The organism is Rheinheimera sp., assembly GCF_030824435.1.
In the GTDB taxonomy this organism is placed as follows: domain Bacteria; phylum Pseudomonadota; class Gammaproteobacteria; order Enterobacterales; family Alteromonadaceae; genus Pararheinheimera.
This window is the reverse complement of the sequence record NZ_JAVBXS010000023.1, coordinates 13,754-37,531: the sequence shown is the minus strand read 5'-3', so window position 1 is coordinate 37,531 and position 23,778 is coordinate 13,754. Positions and strand designations below refer to the sequence as shown.

Genomic DNA, 23,778 nt, shown 5'->3' with positions numbered 1-23,778 from the left:
CTTTAAATCTGTATGGCCTGCCTTCAGATAACACCCAACAATGTCATGACATCATTTGCATGTTCAGGAGTCATAAACCCTGTCGCCAGTTCAGCTTGAAACTGTAGCAAGGGATGGTCTTTAGACCGGCATATCAAACGAGGAACCGATACTGGTGAGCACCTTATTATGGATAGTTGTATTGCCGCTGCTGGCCAGCTTGTTTGCCACAACAGCACGACATTGGCAACGCAGTAAGCTGGCGTTCGCTGTTGCTGCTTTTCCGGCCCTTGCTTTGTTGCTGTTATTACCTTGTGGTCCGGCGATTTTCTCCGGTGAAGTTTTGCGTTTTCAGGCTCAGTGGTTGCCGCTGATAGGGCTGAATGTCAGCCTGCATCTGGATGGTTTGTCCTTTTTATTCAGTCTGCTCATTCTTTGTATCGGTTTATTGGTCATTCTGTACGCGCGTTATTACCTGTCAGCACAAGACTCGATGGCCAGGTTTTATGCATTTTTAATGTTGTTTATGTTTGCCATGCTGGGGGTCGTGCTTTCCGGTAATTTATTGCAGATGTGGTTCTTCTGGGAACTCACCAGTATCAGTTCCTTTTTGCTGATTAGTTTTTGGTCCTCTCAATCCGACGCCCGTAAAGGGGCACGAATGGCGTTAACTGTCACTGCTGCCGGCGGTCTGGCACTGCTGGCAGGCATTGTTTTGCTTGGACAAATCACCGGCAGTTATGAACTGACAGTGGTACTTAGCAAAACGGAACAGTTACAACAGCATGCTGCTTATCCTGTGGTGTTGTTGCTGGTATTGTTAGGCGCTTTTACCAAGTCTGCCCAGTTTCCGTTTCATTTCTGGTTGCCAAATGCCATGGCAGCACCTACTCCGGTCAGTGCTTACCTGCATTCGGCCACTATGGTCAAAGCCGGTATTTTTCTGTTAGCGCGTTTATATCCGTTATTGTCAGGTACTGACTTGTGGTTTTTAACTGTGACCCTGACCGGTTTGGCAACATTGCTGGTGGGGGCTTATTTTGCGTTGTTTCAGCACGACATCAAAGCTTTGCTGGCGTATTCCACTATTTCGCATCTGGGCCTGATCGTGTTGTTGTTGGGACTGGATACTGATCTGGCAGCTGTGGCGGCCATTTTTCACCTGATCAATCATGCGATTTTTAAAGCGTCACTTTTTATGACGGCCGGTATTATTGACCATGAAACCGGTTCGAGGGATATGCGAAAAATTAACGGCTTGTGGAAATATATGCCGGTGACAGCGACTTTGGCCATGGTGGCCTCGGCGTCCATGGCAGGGGTGCCGCTTTTAAACGGCTTTTTATCCAAAGAAATGTTTTTTACCCAAACCCTGCATCAGGAGATTTTAGGTTCATTAAGTTGGTTAATTCCGCTGTTGGCCACTGTGGCAGCCATTTTTGCAGTGGCTTATTCAGCCCGTTTTATCCACGACGTGTTTTTTAACGGCGAGCCTATAGGTTTGACGCACACACCACACGAACCACCACGATATATGCGGGTGCCGATGGAAATTCTGGTGGCTTTTTGTGTGCTGGTTGGGGTTTTTCCACAGTGGTTTATCGGGGATTTATTGACGCAGGCTTCTGCTGCAGTGTTGGGAACTGAGGTGCCTGAATATAGCCTGGCGCTTTGGCATGGGTTGAATATTCCGTTGCTGATGAGTGTATTGGCAATGGCCGGTGGTATTGTGCTTTATATCAATCGTAAGCACCTGTTTTTATTCCAGGCCGGATTTACTGAACAAGCAGCGATCTACCGATTTGACCAGTTGTTGCAGCGTTTTGAGCAAGGCTGTCGTCGTGTCACGGCAAGAGTCGACAATGGCAGTTATCAGCGTTTTGCTGGTGTGATGTTGCTGTTGGTGTTGCTGTTCAGCGGAGCACCATTGCTGGAGCTGAGTTCGTTAAAAGGTAACAGACCTGCTTTGGAGACGGATCCGCTGTTGATGGCCGGAGCGGCGATTTTATGTATTGCTGCTATCGCCACTGTGCTGACGATCCGGCAAAGATTATTGTCGCTGGTAATGATTTCTGTGGTTGGTTTGATGGTCAGTCTGGCCTTTGTGCGTTTTTCTGCACCTGATTTAGCCTTAACTCAATTGTCTGTTGAAGTAGTGACAGTGGTGCTGCTGATGCTGGGCTTGTATTTTTTGCCGCATAAGTCGGTCAAACAATCTTCGCCTGGTCATCTGGTGCGGGATTTAACTTTAGCAACAGCTATGGGGGTGGTGATTGGCAGTCTGGCTTTTGCCATGCTGACTAACCAAACCGACACTATTGCTGGTTATTTTCTGCAAAATGCTAAAACCGGGGGCGGGGGGACCAATGTTGTCAACGTGATCCTGGTCGACTTCCGTGGTTTTGATACGCTCGGCGAAATTACCGTACTTGGTATTGCCGCTTTGGGTATTTTTAAAATGCTGACCGGTATTCCGCGTTTTATGGCGGGTGCAGACGGCGAAGGCAGGCGCTGGGCTTTGGACCCGCATCCGCTGCTACTGGCAGTGGTATCACAAGCGTTACTTCCTTTGGCATTATTAGTATCGGTTTATATCTTTTTCCGTGGTCATAATATGCCTGGTGGTGGTTTTGTTGCTGGTCTTATCACCGCCGTCGCAATGATTTTGCAATATGTGGCGCAGGGGGTGGACTGGGTCAAACCAAGGTTAAAAGTTGAATATTCTACGCTGATAGCCTTAGGGATTTTATGCGCCGCCGGTACCGGTGTTGCCAGCTGGTTGTTTGATAAACCTTTTTTAACGTCCTGGTTTGATTATTTTGAATTACCGTTGATAGGCACTATAGAGCTTGCCAGTGCCATGGTTTTTGATTTAGGGGTTTATTTGACAGTGGTAGGTTCAACCTTATTAATTCTGGCAAATCTAGGCAAGGTGACAACCAGATACAGGCCGATGCATAAGGAGCAGTTGTAATGGAACTGGTGATAGCCATTGTGATTGGGGTACTGACCAGCTGCGGTGTGTTGTTGGTGTTACGGGCCCATACCTTTGCCGTGGTGCTTGGGCTGACCTTGCTTTCTTATGCGGTCAACCTGTTTATTTTTGCCAGTGGTGGTTTAACGGCTGGCAAAGGTGCTGTGCTGGGGCAAACCGATATTTATGCTGACCCGCTGCCGCAAGCTCTGGTGCTGACAGCCATAGTGATAGGTTTTGCCATGACGGCATTTTTAGTGATTCTGGCTATTCGTGCCCGGGCCGAACTTGGAAATGATCATGTGGATGGTGACAGTGGTTCCCGTCAACATCCGGATAAGGAGTCGCGGCTTTGATGCAACATGCTGTGATATTCCCCATATTACTGCCGTTACTGACCGCAGCTTTATTATTGTTACCGCCGTTACAGGCTTCTTTGACAAAAAGGCGCTGGCTCAGTGGTCTCGGGCTGTTTTTGTTGCTTTTAAGCGCGCTGTTCGGACTATGGCAGAGTGGGGCCGGTGTGCAGACTTTTTACCTGTTGGGGAACTGGCCAGCCCCTTTTGGCATTGTGTTGTTGCAGGATAAGGTCTCCGCACTTTTTGTTCTGCTGAGTACTGTGTTGGCTTGTTGTTGCTGGTTGTACAGTGTGGCAGGTGAAGATGAGCGTGGGGCATATTTTCAGCCTTTATTACAATTTTTGCTGATGGGCATTCATGGGGCTTTTTTAACAGCTGATTTATTTAATCTTTTTGTATTTTTCGAAGTACTGCTGATTTCCTCTTATGGGTTGTTATTACACGGCGGCGGGAAAGGACGTACTAAAGCAGCTTTGCATTATGTGTTATTAAACCTGTTAGGCTCAGCGGTGTTTTTATTGGCACTTGCTTTGTTGTACGCCATGCTCGGCAGTCTGAATATGCAGGATATGGCGCAGCGTATCAGTCAACTAGGCCCGCAGCAGGCGTTGATCGTCAAAGCTGCGGCGGGCTTATTGCTGGTGGTTTTTGGCCTGAAGGCTGCTATTTTGCCGTTACATTTTTGGTTGCCTGCTGCTTATGCCAATGCTTCTCCTGCTGTGGCAGCTATGTTTGCAGTGATGACCAAAGTTGGGGTTTATTGTGTGCTGCGGGTGTTCGGCAGTCTTTTTGCCAGCAATGCCGGTGAATTGGCCGGGTTTGGCCAGGACTTGTTATGGTTTGCCGGGCTTGCCACTATGGTGTTGGCTGCCATTGGCGTCATTGCTGCGCAAAATTTAAAAAAGCTGGTGGCTTATCTGGTGTTGGTTTCAGTGGGTAGCCTGATTGCTGTGTTGTCTTTGGGGAGCACAGCCGCCATTGCTGCAATGCTTTATTACAGCCTGCACTCAACATTAATGGCGGGCGCGTTATTTTTGCTGGCAGATTTAATCGCAGCGCAGCGCGGTACAGTGCAGGACAGATTAGTCTCGGGTCGGCCACTACAACAGGCCTGGTTGCTTGGCGTGTTATTTTTTATCGCAGCGCTGGCTGTGGTGGGTATGCCGCCTTTGTCTGGTTTTGTGGCGAAAATCTGGTTATTGCAGGCCGCAACTGAGAGCCAGCACCGTATTGCTTTGTGGTCAGTATTGTTATTGTGCAGCCTTATGGTGCTGATTGCTGTGAGTCGTGCCGGCAGTACCTTGTTTTGGCGGGTTAATCAACAGCAGGTGAGCGGCAACAGGGCACAACCGGTGCAATGGAGTGCCGTGGTGTTGTTATTAGCTTGTAGTCCTCTGTTGGTGGTCTTTGGTAATCCTGTGATGCAATTTTGTCTGGAAGCCGCCATGCAGCTTCAGCTTTTGCCAAATGTCCGTGCCACAGGAGGGCTATAACATGCGTTTGCTCAACACCTTGTTACCTACGCCTGCACGGAGTTTATTGTTATTTGTGGTTTGGCTTTTACTCAATAACAGTATCGCGCCAATACATCTGCTGGTTGCTGCACTGCTGGCTCTGGTGATTCCGCAGCTAACAGTATCCTTTCGTGATCCACAACCACCTATCCGGCGTTGGGGTTTGGCTGTGCGTTATATTGCCAGAGTGTTGATTGATATTGTGCTGGCTAATTTGCAGGTGATTCAGCTGGTGCTCGGACCCAATAAAAATTTGCGCCCGGGTTTTGTGCTGGTGCCATTGAGCATGACAGAAGCTTTACCTTTAACCATTCTGGCCGGCACTGTTTCGTTAACTCCGGGCACTGTCAGTGCGGAAATTTTGCCTTACCAGTTGGATGCAACCAGCTCCGCGCCTAAGTATCTGCTGCTGCATGTGCTGGATTTACAAAATGAAGCTGAGCTGGTTGCCAGTATCAAACAACGTTATGAGCAGCCACTGAAGGAGATTTTCCAATGCTGAACCAAATAGTGCTGGTTGCCATGCTCGTTATTGGTTTTGCATTGCTGCTGAATCTGTGGGCGTTGTTGCGTGGCCCGTCGATGCCTGACAGGTTGCTGGCGCTGGATACCATGTATATCAACAGCATTGCGTTATTGCTCTGTTATGGCATTTATTCGGTGAGCAACCTGCACTTTGAGGCGGCTTTGCTGGTTGCCATGTTGGGGTTTGTCAGCACTGTTGCTGTTTGCAAATTTATGCTGCGTGGCGACATTATTGAATAGGAGCAACAAATGAGTCTGCTTGAATGGAGCATCGCCATATTGGTGATGGCCGGCGCCCTGTTTGTTTTATTGGGTTCATTCGCGTTAATTAAATTACCGGACTTTTACACCAGACTGCATGGTCCAACCAAAGCCACCACTTTGGGGTTGGGTAGTCTGGTGTTGGCTTCGATGTTATTTTTTAATTTTGTGCAACAACAACTGAGCCTGCAGCAGTTCTTAATAGCGTTGTTTTTGTTTATCTCAGCGCCAGTGACCGCTTATATGTTGATTAAAGTGGCTTTACACCAGAAGTTAGTGCCAATGCTAAATACCAGGCATCAGGATTTGATGAAACAAAGGGACAACCTGGCAAAAGGAAATGATCTGCCAACAGTAGAGAAGTTGGCAGACAGCGATTAAATGACAAAACAGCTGCTCAGTTTTCGTCAAAACCGTTGTTAATCAGCTCAACAACAGACTTTAACGCGGCTTCTGCTTCAGCACCCTGGGTAAGTACATCGACATTTTTGCCTTTGCTGCTGGCCAGCATCAACAGCGCCAGCACACTGCTGGCATCTGCGGTTTTACCTTCTTGCTGCAATTCGATTTTGGCATCAAATTTCTGACAGAGTTGCGCCAGTTTGGTTGCAGCGCGGGCATGTAAACCCAGCTGATTGACGATAGTAACGGTTTGGGAAAAACTATTTGCCATGGTGACGGACCAGTTCGCGGTGACGGATTTGTACATCTTCGCGCAAGGCTTTAAAACGTGCTGCCAGCGCTTCAACAATATATACAGAACGATGCTGACCGCCGGTACAACCAATAGCTATGGTCAGATAACTGCGGTTATTCCGTTCCAGATGGGGCAACCAGGTGCCGATAAACTGATTAATTTGTTCGGTATACAGGCCCACAACCTCCTGAGCTGCCAGATAATCTTTTACCGGCTGGTCAAGGCCGGTCAGAATTTTCAGTTCAGGCTCCCAATGCGGGTTTGGTAAAAAGCGGGCATCAAACACATAGTCGGCATCTTTGGGAATGCCATATTTAAAACCAAAAGATTCAAACAAAATCACCAAGCGGCCGGTTTTCTGACCCAGAATACGTTCGCGCAGCTGCTCTGTCAGCTGATGTACGTTTAAGTCTGTGGTGTCTATATACAAATCGGCGCGGCTGGAAATAGGATCCAACAATTGTTGTTCACGCTGAATTGCTTCATCCAGCGACATGGCCTGATGCGACAAAGGGTGCAAACGGCGCGTTTCGCTGAATCTTTTAATCAGGCTGCTATGGGAAGCGTCCAGATACAAAATGGTGAGTTCAACTTTACGTGGCAGATAAGACAGAATATCAGTGAGTTCTTCCGGCTCCTGCGGCAGGTTGCGAACATCAATACTGACGGCAACCCGTTCATATTGCCCCATCACCGCATTGGCGAGTGTCGGCAATAAATTCACCGGAATATTGTCGACACAGTAGTAACCCAGGTCTTCCATCACGCGTAATGCCACTGATTTTCCGGAACCTGAGCGACCACTGACGACCAGAAGTTTCATTTGCTGGCCGCCGTATCTGAATGGGTGAGTAGCAGCTGATAAAGATCGTGATCTGAGCCTATGTGTCTGATTTTACGTGTTAAATCTTTTTGGCTTAACAGCCGTGCTATGCCGGCCAAAGTTGTCAGATGGGTCTGGCACTGATTTTCCGGGATCAGAATGGCGCAGAAAATGTCTACCGCCTGATTATCAATAGCGTCAAACTGAATGGCATCCTGACTGACAACAAAAACTAACACCGGGCTGGTGACATCTTTTAATTTGCCATGAGGAATGGCAATACCACCACCAATACCAGTGGAGCCCAGTTTTTCACGGGCCATCAGTGCTTCAAAAATCGTGGATTCTGCTAATTGCGGTAATTGCTGATGAGCAAGCTCGGCAATATATTCCAGAATGCGTTTTTTACTATTAAAAAGGACCGCACTTTTTGTGCAGTCCTTCGATAACATTGAGCTTAAGTTCATAAGTCCGTAATCAATGACGAGAAATTTTCTCTTTGTGTTTAATAACTTGTCGATCAAGTTTATCGATCAGCTGGTCAATAGCTGCGTACATATTATCATCTTCGCTGACTGCAAACACCTCTCCGCCGTTTAAATGCAGTTTTGCTTCGGCAATTTGTTTTAATTTCTCCACGTTAAGCACAACATGCACGTTGTTGATGTGGTCAAAATGCCGTTCAAGTTTTGAAAACTTGCTGTCTACATACTCTCTCAGTGCTTCAGTGATTTCAACATGACGACCAGTTAGATTGATTTGCATAGACATTTCCTTCTTTGATGAGCACTTATAGCAAGCTCTTGCGCTGATTTGACGGCGGAATGTACAGAGATTCACGGTATTTGGCGATGGTCCGCCTTGCTACGTTGATGCCCTGTTCAGAAAGAATTTCTGCCATCCTGCTGTCGCTTAACGGCTTTGCAGGATTCTCCGCTGCCACCAATTTTTTTATAAAAGCCCTGATGGCGGTCGACGAACATTCGCCGCCACTTTCTGTACTTACATGACTGGAGAAAAAGAACTTAAGTTCAAATATTCCTCTGGGCGTGTGCATGAACTTTTGTGTGGTGACCCTCGAAATGGTTGATTCATGCATACCAACCATCTCGGCCACATCGTTGAGTACCATGGGTTTCATTGCTTCTTCCCCATGCTCAAAAAATGCTTGTTGCTGCTGCACTATACAGTTGGCAACTTTTAACAAAGTTTCGTTCCGGCTTTCCAGGCTTTTTAAAAACCACTTGGCTTCCTGCAAGTGGGACCGGATAAACTGGCTGTCGGCTGAGTTTCTGGCGCTGCGCGACATAGCGGCGTATTGCTCGTTGATCCGGATCTTTGGAAAAGCATCTGGATTTAACTCCACCATCCAGCGGCCTTTGATTTTTTTCACTGACACATCGGGAATAGTGTATTGCTGTTCTTCCCGAATGACATCGGCGCCGGGGCGAGGGTTCAGGCTGTGAATAAGCCGCATCACTTCGCGCAGGTCGTCTTCTTTGAGTTTAGTCACTCGCATCAGAGAACGGAAATCTCTGTTGGCTAAATATTCGCTGTAATGACGGATAATGTCGCAGGTTTCTGCCAGAAAAGGCGTGCTTGGATCAAACTGACGCAGCTGAACCAACAAACATTCCTGAATGGTGCGGGCGCCTACACCAACAGGGTCAAACAGCTGAATGCGTTTAATCACAGCTTCAACTTCGTCGGCTTCCACCTCCGGCATGCCAAGCGAATCGAGAATATCCTGGTTACTGATGGTTAATAAACCATTGCCATCTATAGCTTCAATAATAATTTCTGCAATGGCTAAATCGGTTTCACTAAAAGGGGTCAGGCGCATCTGCCAGCGCAGATAATCCTGTAAAGTTTCGGAGGTTTCGCCCTGAAAGACATTGTCATCTTCGCCGTTATAGGTATTAGCAACAGGCGCAGCACTGACTAAATCGTCCCAGTTGCTGTCGAGTGGCAAGTCTTCTTTGATATTTTGTTCCGTCATGGCCTCGCTGGTGTCAGGCACTTCAGGGTCAAAATGCTCGTCACTGGAATAGCTGTCCATTTCAGCTTGTTCGTGTTTATCGCCGTCTTGTGGTGCACTGCTACTTTCATTGAAGTTGCTGTAGTCATCCTCCGCTTCCAACAGCGGGTTGGCATCCAGTGCTTCCTGAATTTCCTGCTGTAATTCAATGGTCGACAGTTGCAACAGCTTGATGGCCTGTTGCAGCTGGGGAGTCATTGTGAGTTGCTGTCCAAGCCGGAGTTGTAAAGATGGCTTCATGTACTTCTGGTCACTCCTGACAGCCAGTATCCACTGGCTTTTTGCTAACTATAGCCTGAATTGTTCGCCGAGGTATACATCTCTGACCTGCTGATTTGCTAATACATCGGCCGGTGAGCCGGAAGCTATCAGCTCACCATGACTGACAATATAGGCAATTTCGCAGACATCAAGGGTCTCGCGTACATTGTGGTCGGTGATGAGTACACCGATACCACGGTTACGCAAATGCTGGATAATTTTTTTGATATCCAGCACCGAAATAGGGTCAACACCGGCAAAAGGTTCGTCAAGCAGAATAAATGCCGGATTAGCCGCTAAAGCACGGGCAATTTCTACTCTGCGTCTTTCGCCACCTGAAAGGCTCATGCCAAGACTGGTGCGGATATGGGTAATATTAAACTCATCCAGCAGCTCGTCGGCAATTTGTTCGCGCTGTTCATCTTTGAGATCTTTACGCGTTTGCAAAATTGCCATCAGGTTGTCGTACACACTGAGTTTGCGAAAAATCGAACTTTCCTGCGGCAGATAACCGATACCCTGGCGGGCACGGGCGTGGATAGGATCGAAGGTCATATCATGACCATCTAATGTGATAGTGCCTTTATCCGAAGGCACCAAACCAACAATCATATAAAAAGTGGTGGTTTTGCCGGCGCCATTGGGGCCAAGCAAACCAACAATCTGACCGGCTTTGACTTCGAGGCTGACGTCTTTAACCACCTGACGGCCTTTGTAACTTTTCGCCAGATGCGATGCGACAAGAGTTTTCACTTTAGTTTTTCTCTGGGATAAAAACAGTACTGACCCTTTGGGTGTCTTTACCACCCTCGGCATTCAGTTTTTGCTGCGCCAGGTCATATTGGATTTTGGCACTTTTCACCACACTGCCACTTTGATTAATTTCGGCATTGCCGGTCAGGGTCAGAATACGCGTTGCCACATCGTAACGGATTTCATTGGCCATAGCGGCAATGGGTTTGTCACCATCCAATACCTGAGAATAAGATGCTGGTGTACCGCTGGCGATAAACACTTCTTTGCCCTGACCTTTAGAGCTGTCTACTTCCAGACGCTCGGCTTTGATTTGTAAGGAGCCCTGGGTCACCAGCACATTGCCCAGATAAATCAGTTTTTTCTCTTTGACACTGCCGTCAAAGTTATCAGAGCTGACATTTACAGGTTCAGAAAAATCGTTATTTGTTGCCTGACATGCCAGCGAACACAGGCCTAGTACCATGGCCAGCAACAGATTATTTCTCATGGCGGTAAACCGTCCCTTTATGTTGATTAAGTTGAAGTTTCTGGCTGACTAAGTCGACTTCGACTCCCTGGCCGTGAATGGCAAAACCATCGCCGCTGATCAACACCTGTTGCCGGGTTTGCAATAGCTGTTGTTCAAATAAATATTCCAGTTGGTTGGTCTCTAGTTTATTAAAAAGCTCACCTGATTTCAGGTTGTCCAGAATGACCTGTTGCTCAAGCACCACTTTATCATCCGGATACAACACGCCATGGTCGCTGCTAACCTGCCATTTAGGTTGTTGTTCTTCAAATATTGTGTAAGCAGGTGCTTCAAATTGAATTTGACCCAGCTGCTCAAAATGGGACATTTGTTGTGCTCTGATAAGGCCCGACATACTGCCTGCACTGTCGAAACTGGTGCGCACCAGATCATAAGCAATAAAGTCCGGAACAAGTTCCTGCTCAGCTTCAACCGCACTGCGTTTGCCTTCGTTATTCAGCCATCCGTACAACAGACTACCGCCGGTCAGTACCAGCAAAAACCAGAAAATCTGTTGTTTCATGAGCTGCTTCCGTCAAAACCAGCAAATTTTTGCTGGCTTATCAGCAGTAAATCACAAAGTTCACGCACTGCGCCATAGCCACCGGCAAGGCTGGTTATATAGTGGGCATGTTGGCGTAAATAAGGGTGGGCGTCTTTGACCGCGACACTTAAGCCACAATGTTGCATCACTTTCCAGTCAGACAGGTCATCACCTATATAAGCAATCTGGTGGTTTTGCAGTTGCAGCTGTTGTTTTAGTTCAGTAAAAGCCGGAATTTTATCTTCCTGCCCCTGATAAACATATGGCACCGTCAAGGACGCCATCCGTTTGCTGACAATGTCTGAGCGCCGGCCTGTGATCACCGCGACTTCTACACCGCCATGGCGCAACGCTTTGATGCCATAACCGTCACGGGTATGAAATGCCTTTAGTTCTTCACCATCATTACCCAGATAAATACGACCATCAGAAAAGACCCCATCCACATCACAAATCAACAAGCGGATTTGGGCGGCTTTTTGCAGCAGGCCTGCATCAACATCCTGATATAACTCGCTGAATAAACTTGTCATTAAAGCACTCCGGCCCGCAATAAATCGTGCATATTCATGGCGCCAATCGGTGTTCTGTCGTCTGACAATACAATCAGGCCATTGATTTTTTTCTGCTCCATAATTTTCAGCGCTTCTGCCGCCAGCATGTCGGCTTTGGCGGTAATACAGTTGCGGATCATCACGTCAGCTATCAATGTTTGATGAATGTCGACACGTAAATCGAGCAGGCGGCGTAAATCACCATCGGTAAAAATACCGGCCAGTTTGCCTTGTTCATCAACAATAGCGGTCATGCCCAGACCTTTTTGTGATATTTCTAACAGCGCCTGCTTAATGGTGGCTGAAGTTGGCACTTGTGGAATTTGTTCGCCCTGGTGCATCACGTCCTGTAAACGTAACAACAACCTTTTCCCAAGGCTGCCACCCGGGTGTGACAACGCAAAATCATCGGCAGAAAAACCGCGGGCTTCCAGCAGGGCTACAGCTAAAGCATCACCCATCACCAGAGCAGCTGTGGTGCTTGCTGTTGGCGCCAACCCAAGCGGGCAAGCCTCCTGTTCCACCTTGACGCATAAATGCACGTCGGCGAGGCGCGCCAGTGTTGATTGTGGGTTGCCTGTCATCGCAATCAAACCAATGCCCAGACGTTTTAATACCGGCACTATCAACAGTAACTCGTTGGTTTCACCTGAGTTGGATAACGCCAGTACTATGTCACCTTTGGTGATCATACCCAGATCGCCGTGGCTGGCTTCACCCGGGTGAACAAAAAAAGCCGGGGTGCCGGTGGAGGCAAGAGTTGCCGCAATTTTATTGCCAATATGACCTGATTTTCCCATACCTATAACAATAATACGGCCGGTACAATCAAACATCTGCTGACAGGCTTGTTCAAAGTTGTGGTCCAGATACTGGTTCAATCCAACAATAGCAGCTGCTTCAATCGCAAAAACTGCTCTGGCTTTGGCACAGTAATCTATAGTCACGTCGTTTCTCCTGCGAGCGGGCTGGGTTTTCCCGGTGATGGTTAAGCTGATATTCAGTTAACTTCGACAAAATGCGAATAAATATCAAAAACAAAGCGGTGCTTCACTGCTCTGGCACTGGTGAAAGTGCATAATAGCCAGAAGCGCCCGCAAAACTGCGACATTTTCCTGCTTCTCTGGTGGAATTGCAAAAAAAACCGTGAATTGGCGTACGTTTCGATTTTTGCAATTGAATATTACAATTTTTTCTGCGCACTCAGGCTGTTAAAGCAGGTAAAATACGCCGACTTATTACACAGTAGTCTTGCATCGGAGCGTCCCTGACTTTATATTGCGCGGCGTTTTGCCGGGGGCGTTGCTGGTTTGGGGTTGCAACCAGCTCAATCAAGGGATTTAAGTTGGAACAAACAATGGGAAATACAGCGGCTGAGCCGTTGGTGAACATTCAGAACCTGACCTTTCGCCGGGGTGAGCGGGTGATTTATGACGATATGAGCATGCAGTTCAGTCGTGGCAAAGTCACAGCCATTATGGGGCCGAGTGGTATTGGTAAAACCACCTTGTTGCGACTGATTGGTGGCCAGCTAAAGCCGGACAGCGGTCATATCTGGTTTGATGGTGTTGATATTCCAACGCTCGGCCGCAATGAACTGTATCAGGCCCGTAAAAAAATGAGCATGTTGTTCCAGAGTGGAGCCCTGTTCAGTGATATGTCGGTGTTTGATAACGTCGCTTTCCCCATCCGCGAACACACCAAATTGCCGGAAGAAATTATCCGCATGATGGTGTTGATGAAGCTTGAAGCTGTCGGTTTGCGGGGCGCCCGCGATTTGATGCCAGCGGAACTGTCTGGTGGTATGGCGCGCCGTGCTGCCTTGGCCCGCGCTATTGCGCTGGATCCGCAGTTGATTATGTATGACGAGCCTTTTGCCGGTCAGGATCCTATTTCTATGGGTGTGATAGTGCGGCTGATTCGTTCGTTAAATGACGCCTTGGGTTTGACGTCTATTGTTGTTTCGCACGATGTCAACGAAGTGATGAGTATTGCTGATTATGTTTATGTGGTGGCGGAACGCCGGGTGATTGGCCATGGTACGCCGGAGCAGTTGCGTGCACATGAGTCGCCTTTAGTGCAGCAGTTTTTACAAGGTCTGGCTGATGGTCCTGTGCCTTTCCATTTTAAAGCGGCCGATTATGCCGGGGAATTAATGGAGTTAAAGGATTAATGCTCGATAAATTACAACAGCTTGGCGCTTCGACTATAGCGTCCATTCAGGGATTTGGCCGTGCGGCGCTGATGGTTTTTGGCGCTTTGTGGGGCAGGCCAAGGTTTATCAAAGCCTGGCCTTTATACATGAAGCAGTTTTATGTGGTTGGTGTGTTATCGCTGCTGATCATTGTGGTGTCCGGTTTGTTTATCGGTATGGTGCTGGCGCTGCAAGGTTATACAGTGCTGTCGAAATTTGGTGCCGAACAAATGTTAGGGCCTTTGGTCGCTTTAAGTTTGTTGCGTGAGCTTGGTCCTGTGGTGACTGCACTGTTGTTTGCAGGTCGGGCCGGCAGTGCTTTGACCGCTGAAATTGGTCTGATGAAAGCAACAGAACAACTCTCCGGCATGGAAATGATGGCTGTTGATCCGCTGCGCCGGGTGATAGCTCCGCGTTTTTGGGCTGGTGTGGTTTGTATGCCGCTGCTGGCGCTGATTTTTAATGCTGTTGGTATTCTCGGTGGCCATCTGGTTGGCGTGGACTGGCTGGGCGTAGACGCTGGTGGTTATTGGTCGGCGATGCAGGCCAACGTCGATCTGAACGAAGATGTGCTGAACGGTGTAATAAAAAGCATAGTGTTTGCTTTTGTGGTGACAGTCATAGCGCTGCACAAAGGATTTGATGCGGTTCCGACTTCGGAAGGGATCAGTCGGGCAACAACCCAAACTGTTGTCACAGCCTCGCTGGCGGTGTTGGGTTTTGATTTTGTATTAACAGCTGTCATGTTTGGTGGATAAAAAAATGACCACACGTAAGTTAGAAATTTTAGTAGGTGCTTTTGTCGCTTTGGCGATTGCCGCTTTGTTATTGCTGGCGCTGAAAGTCGCCAATACCGGCGTGACCGGTTCAGACCAGAGTTATAAGTTGTATGCCAAATTCGACAATATTGGCGGTTTAAAAGTACGTTCACCGGTGAAAGTGGGTGGGGTAGTTGTTGGCCGTGTTGCCAGTATCCAGCTGGATCCTGAAGCTTTTCAACCTGTGGTAACTCTGGAAATTAACAGCAGTTACAGCAACTTTCCTGAAACCAGCTCGTTGTCCATTCTGACCTCAGGTTTGTTGGGTGAACAATATATCGGTTTGCAACCTGGTTTTGTCGACGAAAACGTAGAAATTCTGGCTGATGGTGATCATATCGAAGACACCAAAGCCGCTATCGTACTGGAAGAGCTGATTGGTCAGTTCTTATTTAACCGTGGGAATCAATAATGAACACAATTTTTAAATTCACAGCAGCACTGCTGCTTGCTGTCAGCGCTTTGTCGGTACAGGCAAATACAGCTGCAGCTGTGCCAACTTATGACGACCCGTACAAAATGATGGAAGTACTGGCAGATAAAACCTTCCGCCGTATTGCGGCTGATCAGCCAAAAATTAAAGCTGATGCTGAAGTGTTGCGTACCATAGTGAACGAAGAGCTGCTGCCTTATATCGACAGCCGTTATGCCGCAGGTTATGTCATTGGCCAGAGTGTAAAACTCAATACGGTACCAAAACAGGACTTTAATACCTTTGTTGGTGCATTCCAGAACTATATGGTGGGTACTTATGCTGGTGTTTTTACCCAGTATCGTGACCAGAAAGTGATTATTGAGCCAGGCCAACCTGTTGATAAGCAACGTAAAATAATCACTATTAAAACGCGGGTGATTGACCCTGGTAAACCTGACATCAAAATTGAATTTAAATTGCGCCGTGTAAAAGACGCCAATAACTGGCTGGTGTATGACATGGTGGCGGAAGGGATTTCATTACTCGACAGCAAACGTTCTGAGCTTGGTAGCCTGATCCGTCAACAAGGTTTATTAAGTGTGGCTGCGCTTCTCGAAGAAAAAGCCAAAGCACCTATTAAAGCGCCAGAGAAGAAAAACAATGCTTGAGATTAAGCAAGAGGGTTCAACAGTGCTTTTCAGCGGTGAGCTTAACTGCATCACTGTAGTGAAACACTGGCCCTTTAAGCTGTTGGCTACTTTGCCTAAACAGGCTGAATTTAACCTTGGTCAGTTGCGTCATGTTGATACTGCGGGCTTGGCCTGGTTGTTACAACAGTTGGCGCAAGCAAATAAACAAGGTGTCAGTCTGCGTTTCACCCAAATGCCGGTGCAGTTGCGTAATCTGGCTGCTGTCAGCGATGTGTTGCCACTTTTGCCAACAGACTAGCTGAAATCGCTGTTGAGTCAGGCTATAATGCCGCCCTTGGCAGTAAGTGAAGAGTTCTCCTTACGATAAATTCTGACAACCCGGCTTTGCCGGGTTGTTGTTCTCTATACAGACAACACAACTCCGGATGGTGTTTGTGCTTGTTACACAATTTTTGCCGATTGGTGGGAAGCCCGATGGACATTAAACAGATTGAACAACGCTTAACCGAACAACTGAACCTGGTTGAGGTGTATGTCAGTGCCGATGGCAGTCATTATGCTGTGACCGCTGTGGGCGAATGTTTTGACGGCTTAAGCCGGGTGAAACAACAACAATTAGTGTATGCACCGCTGATGGCTGAAATTGCCGACGGTTCTATTCATGCTTTATCAATCAAAGCTTTCACGCCGACACAGTGGCGCCGTGAAAAACTTTTAAACCCTCCGGTGTAAGTAGTTATGCAACAATTTTTAGTAACAGGTGGCGCCACCCTGAAAGGCGATGTAGTGATTTCCGGCGCAAAAAATGCCGCCTTGCCCATTTTGTTTGCAACTTTACTGGCCGAACAACCTTCAGTGATAAGCAATGTGCCTGTGCTGAAAGACATAGACACCACTTTTAAATTGTTGACGATGTTTGGTGCAGAAGTACAGCGTGATGGTCATCAGGTGACTGTTGACGCCAGCCATATCCACAGCCAAATGGCACCCTACGAATTAGTCCGTACCATGCGGGCTTCTATCCTCGCGCTTGGTCCTTTGCTTGCTCGTTTTGGTCATGCCGAAGTGTCATTGCCTGGTGGCTGTGCTATTGGTGCCCGGCCTGTGAACCTGCATATCGACGGCCTGCGTAAAATGGGCGCTGAAATTAGTGTGGAAAATGGTTATATCAAGGCCAAAGCGGCACGCCTCAAAGGTGCTCACCTGGTGATGGATATGGTCAGTGTCACAGGTACTGAAAACCTGCTGATGGCCGCTGTGCTTGCCGATGGTGTGACTATTATAGAGAACGCCGCCCGCGAACCGGAAGTGGTTGATTTGGCAAAATATTTAGTTGCCATGGGCGCCAAAATCAGTGGTGCTGGCAGTACAACTATTAAAGTTGAAGGTGTCGAGCGTTTAACTGGTGCAAAACACAGCGTGTTGCCGGATCGGATTGAAACCGGTACTTTCCTGGTAGCTGCAGCTGTCACTGGTGGTGACGTTACTTGTCGCAATACAGATCCAACTGAGCTTGAAGTAGTGCTGGAAAAACTGCGTGAAGCAGGTGCTGAAGTCACCACAGGTGAGGATTGGATCCGGCTGAATATGACAGGCCGCACCCTGAAGTCAGTGAATGTAAAAACCACACCACACCCTGGTTTTCCAACCGATATGCAGGCGCAGTTTACTGTGCTGAACGTGTTGGCCGAAGGTGTAGGTGTTGTCACAGAAACCATATTCGAAAACCGTTTTATGCATGTGCCTGAACTGCAACGTATGGGCGCTTTAATTCAGCTGGAAGGTAATACGGCGATGTGTCAGCACACACCTCAGCTGACAGCTGCGCAAGTGATGGCAACAGATTTACGGGCTTCTGCCAGTCTGGTAATTGCCGGTTTGGTGGCATCGGGCAATACAGTGGTTGACCGTATTTACCATATAGACCGTGGTTATGAGCAGATTGAACATAAATTACAGGCGTTAGGCGCTCGTATAGAGCGGATAAACGCAGCGGTTTAAGCTGTTGTTACTAAAAATAAACCCGCCATTTGGCGGGTTTATTTTTATGTACAAGATGTACGGTATACCGGCGATGCAGGAGCAATAAGCCGGTGATGTACAGGGCAACTGCGGGATCTCAGTACGCCAACAGTTTGGCGTGCTGCCGTGGTTGCGCCTCTGGCTCTGCCAGAGGCCGGGCAGAAGGTATAGGAGCAATAAGCCGGTGTTAACTTTGGCAGATGATTTAATCGGTATCTGTGCGCACACCAATGCGGGTTGGAATGGTCATACGTTCACCACGGCGTTCAATCAGAATCTGCACTTCGGTATCTGGCGCTGCTTCAGCTACTAAATCCAGCGCTTGGCTAACACTGGTTAAAGTGACGCCAGCCAGTTCCAGCAGAATATCATCGGCCAGCAAACCGGAAACAGCTGCCGGGCCAAAAGCATCAACTTCAGTAATTTTCATGCCGTAAAAATGCTGGGCTGTGGATACCTGTCTTTCGCCAGCCGAGTTGATCACAGGCTCACCACTTAAACCAAGATAACCGCGCACCACACGACCATGTTTAATCAGTTTTTCCATCACAGTGTGTGCCAGTTTATAAGGCACGGCAAAAAAGATACCCTGAACTTCCAGATTACGTTGCCGCTGAAAAGCGGCTGTATTGATACCTACCAAGACGCCATTGCTGTTGACCAGAGCACCACCAGAGTTACCGGCATTAATGGCTGCATCCATTTGCATAAAATCGGTGTAGGTATTGGTACTTAAACCAGCCCGGCCAGTGGCGCTGATAATGCCTTGGGTAATGGACTGTCCTAAATTCAGTGGGTTACCTATAGCAAGCACTAAATCTCCGACCTGAGGTTCAAGATTATTCTGTTGTGGGATCACCGGCAGATCCGTCGCCTGCACGTACAATACTGCAAGGTCGGTCATTCTGTCCTGACCAATCAGCATGGCCTCAAGCTGACGTCCATCCTGCAATGCAACGACGATTTGGTCGGCGCCATTCACCACATGATAATTGGTCAAAATGTAACCATCGGCCCGCATAATAACACCCGAGCCCAAAGACTGATTCTGAATAATACGACGTTGATAAGAACGGGGATCCTGCTGGGTGCTGACGGTGTAAACATTGACCACTGAAGGTGCTGCAGCCCTTACTGCTCTGGCATAAGAAATAGCCGCAGGCTCTGCTTCGTTGTTGCTGAACAGCTGGCTTAGTTGTAGTTGACCGTTTTGCTGAAAAAACAACAACCATAACAGCGCCAATGCCAAGCCATACGCTATGCTTTTTATAATAAAAATCAATTGTTTAGCCACGTCTTGTATCAATGCCAGCCAATGTAATATCAGCATAACATTGTTCAGGACGAAGCTGTAGCGGAAAAAAGTAACGAGAAACAAACAACATGGCCGCAGCTTTTGCAAACTGCGGCCATCAGGCTGAATACAACGGTTTAGCGGATCAACACATAATAAACATTATCTTCCCGCTGAACCTGTAACGCAATCACACCCTGGGCTTTACTCAGTACTTCTCTGAGTTCGGCGACAGTGTCAACTTTGGTGCGGGCAACACCAATAATCACATCGCCTTTTTGTAAACCAAGCCGCGCAGCCGGTGAGCCGGCGGCAACCTCAGCAATTGCAACTCCTGCAGTGCCATCTGCTGTTTTGCCGTTTGCAAAGTTGGCGCCGGCAAGCATGTCATGCAAATTGCCTGCAGTTACATTTGCCTGGTCAGCTGATGAGAGTTTGACGTCGAGATCCAGTTGTTTATCTTCACGCAAAATACCCAGCTTCACCGATTTACCTACACCTAAAGTACCTACTTTGGCTCTGAGTTCAGACATAGATGAAATAGTTTTGCCATTCAGGCTGACAATGACATCGCCCGATTGAATACCTGCTTTATCGGCACCACTGTCCGGTGTAACCCGGCCAACAAATACCCCTTTGGAAGATTTCACTTTCATGGCTTTGGCAAGCTCTGCATTCAGATCATTGCCCTCAATACCAAGCACACCACGTTTGACTTCACCGTATTCAATAATCTGACTGACCAGATTTTTCATCATAGTGGAAGGGATTGCAAAGCCGATGCCGATATTACCGCCATTGGGTCCCAGAATAGCGGTGTTAATGCCGATGAGTTCACCTCTGAGGTTGACTAAAGCACCACCTGAATTACCACTGTTAATTGCAGCATCGGTTTGAATAAAGTCTTCATATTTTTCAATGTCTAAACCACCACGGCCCAGAGCACTGACGATACCGGATGTGACTGTCTGGCCTAAACCAAAAGGATTACCAATGGCCACTGTGTAGTCGCCAACCCGCAGATTGTCAGAATCAGAAATTTTAATAGCAGTCAGGTTATCGGCTTTGATTTGCAGCAGTGCAATGTCGCTGTCCGGATCTTCACCGATTTTTTTTGCTTCAAAAGTGCGGCCATCGGTCAGTGTGACCTGAATTTCGCTGGCTTGATTAATCACGTGAGAGTTAGTAACAACATAACCTTTGTCGGCATCAATAATGACACCTGAACCCAGACCGCGGAAAGGTTGTTCCCGGCGTAATTCATTTTGTCCGAAGAATTGCTGGAAGGCGTCTGGCAAACGTTGCCGCACTTCACGGTTACCCGCCACATTAATATTGACCACGGCCGGAGTGACTTTTTCCAGCATGGGCGCCAGACTTGGCATTTGTTCGCCGGATTCAGCGCCAAAAAAGGGTAATTTAGCAGAGACCGGCGCTGGATTTGTCAATAAAAAGGCAGCCAGTACACTGGCGGTGACAACAGATAACTTCATTTTCATTTGGGGTTTGTCTCCATAGGAACACTGCCTCTAGAGACTCACCCCGATAAAAAAAGTTTCAGACTTCCGATTTTTTTTCTGTTGAGAAAGTTTTTAAGATACCGCTGGAATGACCCGCATAATCAAGTGGTTGCTCAGTGCGAACTTCAGCTTTTCTGCGGCGTTTCTCATCGATTTGGTCAATAGATAACCGGATTTGTTCAGCAGTATCTGTGGATAAATAGTTCAACTCGGTGTTTTCGGTATAACCAGGGCGCTCAATCAACTGCATCTTGGTTCTGGCCATATGGCGGGCAATTTTTTCATAATTGTCCTGCAACTGCGCCATCAGCTGATGGGTGGTGTCCAGATGCTGAGAAACGTCGGTGCGATACTTTTGTAACTGTTGCCGGCTTTCGTCGAGCTCAAGCTGCAACTTATGTTGATTAAATTGCCGTAAACTGAATAGGCGGGCGGCGACAGCACCTGCAATTAAACCTGCAGCAAACCAGACTAATGCCATAGATAAACTCATAAAAACTCCTGAAAACTGCTCAAATCTTTTCTAGTGTAACCTAACTTCTTAAACAGAGTGGTAAGCCGTGTTACTATACCGGTTAATTTTAATCGCCTGAACGGCCAATGCCTTCTGCAGTTCATACCATGACACCACAGCAAAAGTATCAGCTTGATTTACAGCGTCCGGATTTTCATTTTGATGCCGCCCAACAACATGCCGTCACGCAGTTGCAAAGGTTATATGATGACTTTTGTCAGCAGCAGCCGGTGACATTGTCATTCTGGCAAAAACTGACCGGCAAAAAGCCGGTGCAGCAGCCACTACGCGGTTTGTATTTTTGGGGTGGGGTAGGGCGAGGCAAAACTTATCTGGTAGATACCTTCTTTGATTGCCTGCCAACCACACGCAAACTGCGTATTCACTTTCACCGTTTTATGCACAAAGTGCATGAAGACTTAACTGAATTTGCCGGACAGCCTAATCCGCTGGAACTGGTGGCCGACAGGTTTAAAGCGCAAACCGATATTTTGTGTTTTGATGAATTTTTTGTCTCTGATATTACCGACGCTATGATCCTCGGCACCTTAATGCAGGCGTTGTTTGCGCGTGGTATTACGCTGGTGGCAACCTCCAATATTGAGCCTGATGGTCTTTATAAAAACGGTTTGCAACGAGCGCGTTTTTTGCCTGCTATTGCGCTGATCAAACAGCACACTGAAGTGGTGAATGTGGACAGTGGTATTGACTACCGTTTACGTACTTTAACTCAGGCTGAAATTTACCACTCGCCGCTTGATCAAGCAGCGCAAGATAATTTATTGAGTTATTTTAATGCGTTATCGCTGGAACCCCGCCAGCAGCAAGCGGTGATTGAAATTGCCCACCGCAAGTTACAAACCTGCTGGGAAGCAGAAGGTGTGGTCTGGTTTGAATTTAGCGAGCTGTGTGAATCTGCCCGCAGTCAATACGATTATATGGAGCTCAGCAAAATTTATCATACGGTGCTGTTGGCCAACGCCAAAGTGATGGGACAGACCAATGATGATGTGGCGCGGCGTTTTATTGCGCTGGTTGATGAGTTTTATGAACGCAAAGTTAAGCTGATTATTTCCGCAGAAGTGCCGATGGAGCAACTCTACAGTCAGGGGATTTTGTCCTTTGAATTCAAACGTTGTTTAAGCCGGTTGCAAGAGATGCAATCCCACGACTACCTGGCGCTGGCTCATTTGCCATAACCCATTTTGCTGTCTGGGCTGCAGGTTGATTTTTTTCGGAAAAAAAGCTGTTTTTTGCCATTGGTTAATATATAATCCGCGGCCGGCCCACGTTACAGCCTGAATCTGCCGTAGCCTGGCAGTTTGATGAACTCGAAGGGGTTCGATAAACGACATAATCTTTGCCCGAAGGTTATGTGAGGTGTAACTGATAATTTTTTGGATAGTTTGATGAAAACTTTTACTGCTAAACCAGAAAGCGTAACACGCGACTGGTTCGTTGTTGATGCCGCAGGCAAAACCCTGGGTCGTATCGCAACTGAAATCGCTCTTCGTTTACGCGGAAAGCACAAGCCAGAATACACGCCACACGTTGACACCGGCGACTACATCATTGTAGTTAACGCTGACAAAGTGACTGTAACTGGCAACAAAGCGAAAAACAAAAAGTACTACTCTCACTCTGGTTTCCCAGGTGGCATCAAAGAAATCACTTTCGAGAAGCTGCTGGAAAAGAAACCTGAGATGGTGCTTGAGACTGCGATCAAAGGCATGCTGCCTAAAGGTCCACTGGGTCGCGCTATGTTCCGTAAGTTGAAAGTGTATGCAGGCGCAGAGCATCAACATGCTGCCCAGCAACCACAAGTTTTAGACATCTAAGCGGAGCATATCGATAATGGCACAGAATCAATATTACGGTACTGGTCGTCGTAAGACCTCTACAGCACGTGTATTCCTGAAAGCGGGCGCTGGTAACATCGTTATCAACCAACGCACTATCACTGAATACTTTGGTCGTGAAACTGCTCGTATGGTTGTTATGCAACCATTAGAGTTAGTTGAAATGGTTGGCAAGTTTGACATGTACATCACTGTTAAAGGTGGTGGTATTTCTGGTCAGGCCGGCGCTATCCGTCACGGTATCACCCGTGCATTAATGGAGTTCGACGAAACTCTGCGTCCAGCACTGCGTAAAGCCGGTTTCGTAACCCGCGATGCGCGTAAAGTTGAACGTAAGAAAGTCGGTCTGCATAAAGCCCGTAAACGTCCACAGTACTCAAAACGTTAATTCGTTTTTACTGTTGCAAAAACCCGGCCTGGTGCCGGGTTTTTTTATCTCTGTCGTTGAAGGGGTTGGCTTGTTGTTCAGGTTTTGGCTGATGAAAAAGGCTGAAACAGCTTTTTACAATATCGACGCAGCCATGACAGGGCTGTTGTGCGGTAAATTCGCGTTCTTGCTTGATAACAATCTGCCCCGCAGTTATCAATCAACAGTCCCGGCTTTTCAGGATTCTGAGCCTGCTCAAATGTTTTTTTGCTACTTTTATCTCATCTGATTGATTTTCCACTAATGTTTCCGCTCATTTTTAAACAGCTGCT

Annotated in this window: 30 protein-coding genes; 17 read left to right on the top strand and 13 right to left on the bottom strand. The window is 47.6% G+C overall.

Annotated features, from left to right (window positions below; genetic code table 11):
* Positions 1–154 precede the first annotated feature (154 nt).
* Genes RCH83_RS05540 through RCH83_RS05515 form a run of 6 tightly spaced genes read left to right on the top strand, consistent with a single transcriptional unit; the run spans position 155 to position 5,993 of the window.
* Positions 155–2,953 carry a monovalent cation/H+ antiporter subunit A gene (locus tag RCH83_RS05540; RefSeq protein ID WP_306519859.1) on the top strand — a complete coding sequence of 933 codons (2,799 nt, stop codon included), beginning with the start codon at positions 155–157 and terminating at the stop codon, positions 2,951–2,953.
* Positions 2,953–3,309: a Na+/H+ antiporter subunit C gene (locus tag RCH83_RS05535; protein WP_306519857.1), complete on the top strand. Its 357-nt coding sequence runs from the start codon at positions 2,953–2,955 to the stop codon at positions 3,307–3,309. The genes RCH83_RS05540 and RCH83_RS05535 overlap by 1 nt, the downstream gene beginning before the upstream one ends.
* Positions 3,309–4,805, top strand: coding sequence for a monovalent cation/H+ antiporter subunit D (locus tag RCH83_RS05530; protein ID WP_306519913.1), 1,497 nt, complete (start codon positions 3,309–3,311; stop codon positions 4,803–4,805). The genes RCH83_RS05535 and RCH83_RS05530 overlap by 1 nt, the downstream gene beginning before the upstream one ends.
* Before the next feature lies 1 nt (position 4,806).
* Positions 4,807–5,328 carry a Na+/H+ antiporter subunit E gene (locus RCH83_RS05525; protein ID WP_306519855.1) on the top strand — a complete coding sequence of 174 codons (522 nt, stop codon included), beginning with the start codon at positions 4,807–4,809 and terminating at the stop codon, positions 5,326–5,328.
* A complete protein-coding gene (locus RCH83_RS05520; protein ID WP_306519853.1) occupies positions 5,322–5,591 on the top strand; it encodes a K+/H+ antiporter subunit F in 270 nt (89 codons plus the stop codon). The genes RCH83_RS05525 and RCH83_RS05520 overlap by 7 nt, the downstream gene beginning before the upstream one ends.
* Positions 5,592–5,600: 9 nt before the next feature.
* Positions 5,601–5,993, top strand: a complete 393-nt coding sequence (locus RCH83_RS05515) for a Na+/H+ antiporter subunit G (RefSeq protein ID WP_306519851.1) — start codon at positions 5,601–5,603, stop codon at positions 5,991–5,993.
* Positions 5,994–6,009: 16 nt separating this feature from the next.
* Here the strand turns inward: RCH83_RS05515 and RCH83_RS05510 are convergent, their stop codons facing one another.
* The 10 genes from RCH83_RS05510 to RCH83_RS05465 all read right to left on the bottom strand — a co-directional run bounded on the left by RCH83_RS05510 (position 6,010) and on the right by RCH83_RS05465 (position 12,740).
* Positions 6,010–6,285: an HPr family phosphocarrier protein gene (locus RCH83_RS05510; RefSeq protein ID WP_306519849.1), complete on the bottom strand. Its 276-nt coding sequence runs from the start codon at positions 6,283–6,285 to the stop codon at positions 6,010–6,012.
* On the bottom strand, positions 6,275–7,132 hold the full coding sequence (rapZ, locus tag RCH83_RS05505; protein WP_306519847.1) for an RNase adapter RapZ: 858 nt from the start codon (positions 7,130–7,132) through the stop codon (positions 6,275–6,277). Before rapZ ends, RCH83_RS05510 begins: the two co-directional genes overlap by 11 nt.
* Positions 7,129–7,584: a PTS IIA-like nitrogen regulatory protein PtsN gene (gene ptsN / locus RCH83_RS05500; protein WP_373689749.1), complete on the bottom strand. Its 456-nt coding sequence runs from the start codon at positions 7,582–7,584 to the stop codon at positions 7,129–7,131. Before ptsN ends, rapZ begins: the two co-directional genes overlap by 4 nt.
* A 25-nt stretch (positions 7,585–7,609) precedes the next feature.
* A complete protein-coding gene (gene hpf, locus RCH83_RS05495) occupies positions 7,610–7,897 on the bottom strand; it encodes a ribosome hibernation promoting factor (RefSeq protein WP_296294825.1) in 288 nt (95 codons plus the stop codon).
* Between the two features lie 25 nt (positions 7,898–7,922).
* Complete coding sequence (locus tag RCH83_RS05490; protein WP_373689746.1) at positions 7,923–9,368, bottom strand: RNA polymerase factor sigma-54; 1,446 nt, start codon at positions 9,366–9,368, stop codon at positions 7,923–7,925.
* A gap of 90 nt (positions 9,369–9,458) precedes the next feature.
* The gene (gene lptB / locus RCH83_RS05485) at positions 9,459–10,184 is read right to left on the bottom strand and encodes an LPS export ABC transporter ATP-binding protein (RefSeq protein ID WP_306519841.1); all 726 of its coding nucleotides are present in this window, start codon (positions 10,182–10,184) and stop codon (positions 9,459–9,461) included.
* A gap of 1 nt (position 10,185) precedes the next feature.
* Complete coding sequence (lptA, locus tag RCH83_RS05480; protein WP_306519839.1) at positions 10,186–10,674, bottom strand: lipopolysaccharide transport periplasmic protein LptA; 489 nt, start codon at positions 10,672–10,674, stop codon at positions 10,186–10,188.
* A complete protein-coding gene (gene lptC / locus RCH83_RS05475) occupies positions 10,664–11,218 on the bottom strand; it encodes an LPS export ABC transporter periplasmic protein LptC (RefSeq protein WP_306519837.1) in 555 nt (184 codons plus the stop codon). Before lptC ends, lptA begins: the two co-directional genes overlap by 11 nt.
* Positions 11,215–11,772, bottom strand: a complete 558-nt coding sequence (kdsC, locus tag RCH83_RS05470; protein ID WP_306519835.1) for a 3-deoxy-manno-octulosonate-8-phosphatase KdsC — start codon at positions 11,770–11,772, stop codon at positions 11,215–11,217. The genes lptC and kdsC overlap by 4 nt, the downstream gene beginning before the upstream one ends.
* The gene (locus RCH83_RS05465) at positions 11,772–12,740 is read right to left on the bottom strand and encodes a KpsF/GutQ family sugar-phosphate isomerase (protein ID WP_306519833.1); all 969 of its coding nucleotides are present in this window, start codon (positions 12,738–12,740) and stop codon (positions 11,772–11,774) included. The genes kdsC and RCH83_RS05465 overlap by 1 nt, the downstream gene beginning before the upstream one ends.
* A gap of 410 nt (positions 12,741–13,150) precedes the next feature.
* On the opposite strand from RCH83_RS05465, the gene mlaF reads away from it, so the two are divergent.
* The 7 genes from mlaF (at position 13,151) to murA (ending at position 17,871) form a co-directional block, all read left to right on the top strand.
* The gene (mlaF, locus tag RCH83_RS05460) at positions 13,151–13,966 is read left to right on the top strand and encodes a phospholipid ABC transporter ATP-binding protein MlaF (protein ID WP_306519831.1); all 816 of its coding nucleotides are present in this window, start codon (positions 13,151–13,153) and stop codon (positions 13,964–13,966) included.
* Positions 13,966–14,745 (top strand): lipid asymmetry maintenance ABC transporter permease subunit MlaE, encoded by a 780-nt coding sequence (mlaE, locus tag RCH83_RS05455; protein ID WP_306519829.1) that lies wholly within the window; start codon positions 13,966–13,968, stop codon positions 14,743–14,745. Before mlaF ends, mlaE begins: the two co-directional genes overlap by 1 nt.
* Before the next feature lie 4 nt (positions 14,746–14,749).
* On the top strand, positions 14,750–15,217 hold the full coding sequence (gene mlaD, locus RCH83_RS05450) for an outer membrane lipid asymmetry maintenance protein MlaD (protein ID WP_306519827.1): 468 nt from the start codon (positions 14,750–14,752) through the stop codon (positions 15,215–15,217).
* Entirely contained in the window at positions 15,217–15,888 is a 672-nt protein-coding gene (locus RCH83_RS05445) for a phospholipid-binding protein MlaC (protein WP_306519825.1), read from the top strand. Before mlaD ends, RCH83_RS05445 begins: the two co-directional genes overlap by 1 nt.
* Complete coding sequence (locus RCH83_RS05440; RefSeq protein ID WP_306519823.1) at positions 15,881–16,168, top strand: lipid asymmetry maintenance protein MlaB; 288 nt, start codon at positions 15,881–15,883, stop codon at positions 16,166–16,168. The genes RCH83_RS05445 and RCH83_RS05440 overlap by 8 nt, the downstream gene beginning before the upstream one ends.
* Positions 16,169–16,344: 176 nt before the next feature.
* A complete protein-coding gene (locus tag RCH83_RS05435; protein ID WP_260657040.1) occupies positions 16,345–16,602 on the top strand; it encodes a BolA family protein in 258 nt (85 codons plus the stop codon).
* A gap of 6 nt (positions 16,603–16,608) precedes the next feature.
* Complete coding sequence (gene murA / locus RCH83_RS05430; protein ID WP_306519821.1) at positions 16,609–17,871, top strand: UDP-N-acetylglucosamine 1-carboxyvinyltransferase; 1,263 nt, start codon at positions 16,609–16,611, stop codon at positions 17,869–17,871.
* Positions 17,872–18,097: 226 nt separating this feature from the next.
* Here the strand turns inward: murA and RCH83_RS05425 are convergent, their stop codons facing one another.
* The 3 genes from RCH83_RS05425 to RCH83_RS05415 form a co-directional block, all read right to left on the bottom strand.
* Positions 18,098–19,222 carry a trypsin-like peptidase domain-containing protein gene (locus tag RCH83_RS05425; RefSeq protein ID WP_306519820.1) on the bottom strand — a complete coding sequence of 375 codons (1,125 nt, stop codon included), beginning with the start codon at positions 19,220–19,222 and terminating at the stop codon, positions 18,098–18,100.
* A gap of 101 nt (positions 19,223–19,323) precedes the next feature.
* Positions 19,324–20,685: a Do family serine endopeptidase gene (locus tag RCH83_RS05420; RefSeq protein WP_306519818.1), complete on the bottom strand. Its 1,362-nt coding sequence runs from the start codon at positions 20,683–20,685 to the stop codon at positions 19,324–19,326.
* 58 nt (positions 20,686–20,743) lie between these two features.
* Positions 20,744–21,199, bottom strand: coding sequence for a YhcB family protein (locus tag RCH83_RS05415; protein ID WP_306519816.1), 456 nt, complete (start codon positions 21,197–21,199; stop codon positions 20,744–20,746).
* Between the two features lie 128 nt (positions 21,200–21,327).
* Between RCH83_RS05415 and zapE the strand changes: the two genes are divergently transcribed.
* From zapE to RCH83_RS05395, 4 genes are all read left to right on the top strand, one after another.
* Positions 21,328–22,419, top strand: a complete 1,092-nt coding sequence (zapE, locus tag RCH83_RS05410; protein ID WP_306519912.1) for a cell division protein ZapE — start codon at positions 21,328–21,330, stop codon at positions 22,417–22,419.
* Between the two features lie 210 nt (positions 22,420–22,629).
* Positions 22,630–23,058 carry a 50S ribosomal protein L13 gene (gene rplM, locus RCH83_RS05405; RefSeq protein WP_306519814.1) on the top strand — a complete coding sequence of 143 codons (429 nt, stop codon included), beginning with the start codon at positions 22,630–22,632 and terminating at the stop codon, positions 23,056–23,058.
* Positions 23,059–23,074: 16 nt separating this feature from the next.
* Entirely contained in the window at positions 23,075–23,467 is a 393-nt protein-coding gene (rpsI, locus tag RCH83_RS05400; protein ID WP_068067653.1) for a 30S ribosomal protein S9, read from the top strand.
* Between the two features lie 91 nt (positions 23,468–23,558).
* Positions 23,559–23,735 carry a hypothetical protein gene (locus RCH83_RS05395; protein WP_306519812.1) on the top strand — a complete coding sequence of 59 codons (177 nt, stop codon included), beginning with the start codon at positions 23,559–23,561 and terminating at the stop codon, positions 23,733–23,735.
* The last annotated feature ends 43 nt before the right edge of the window (positions 23,736–23,778 follow it).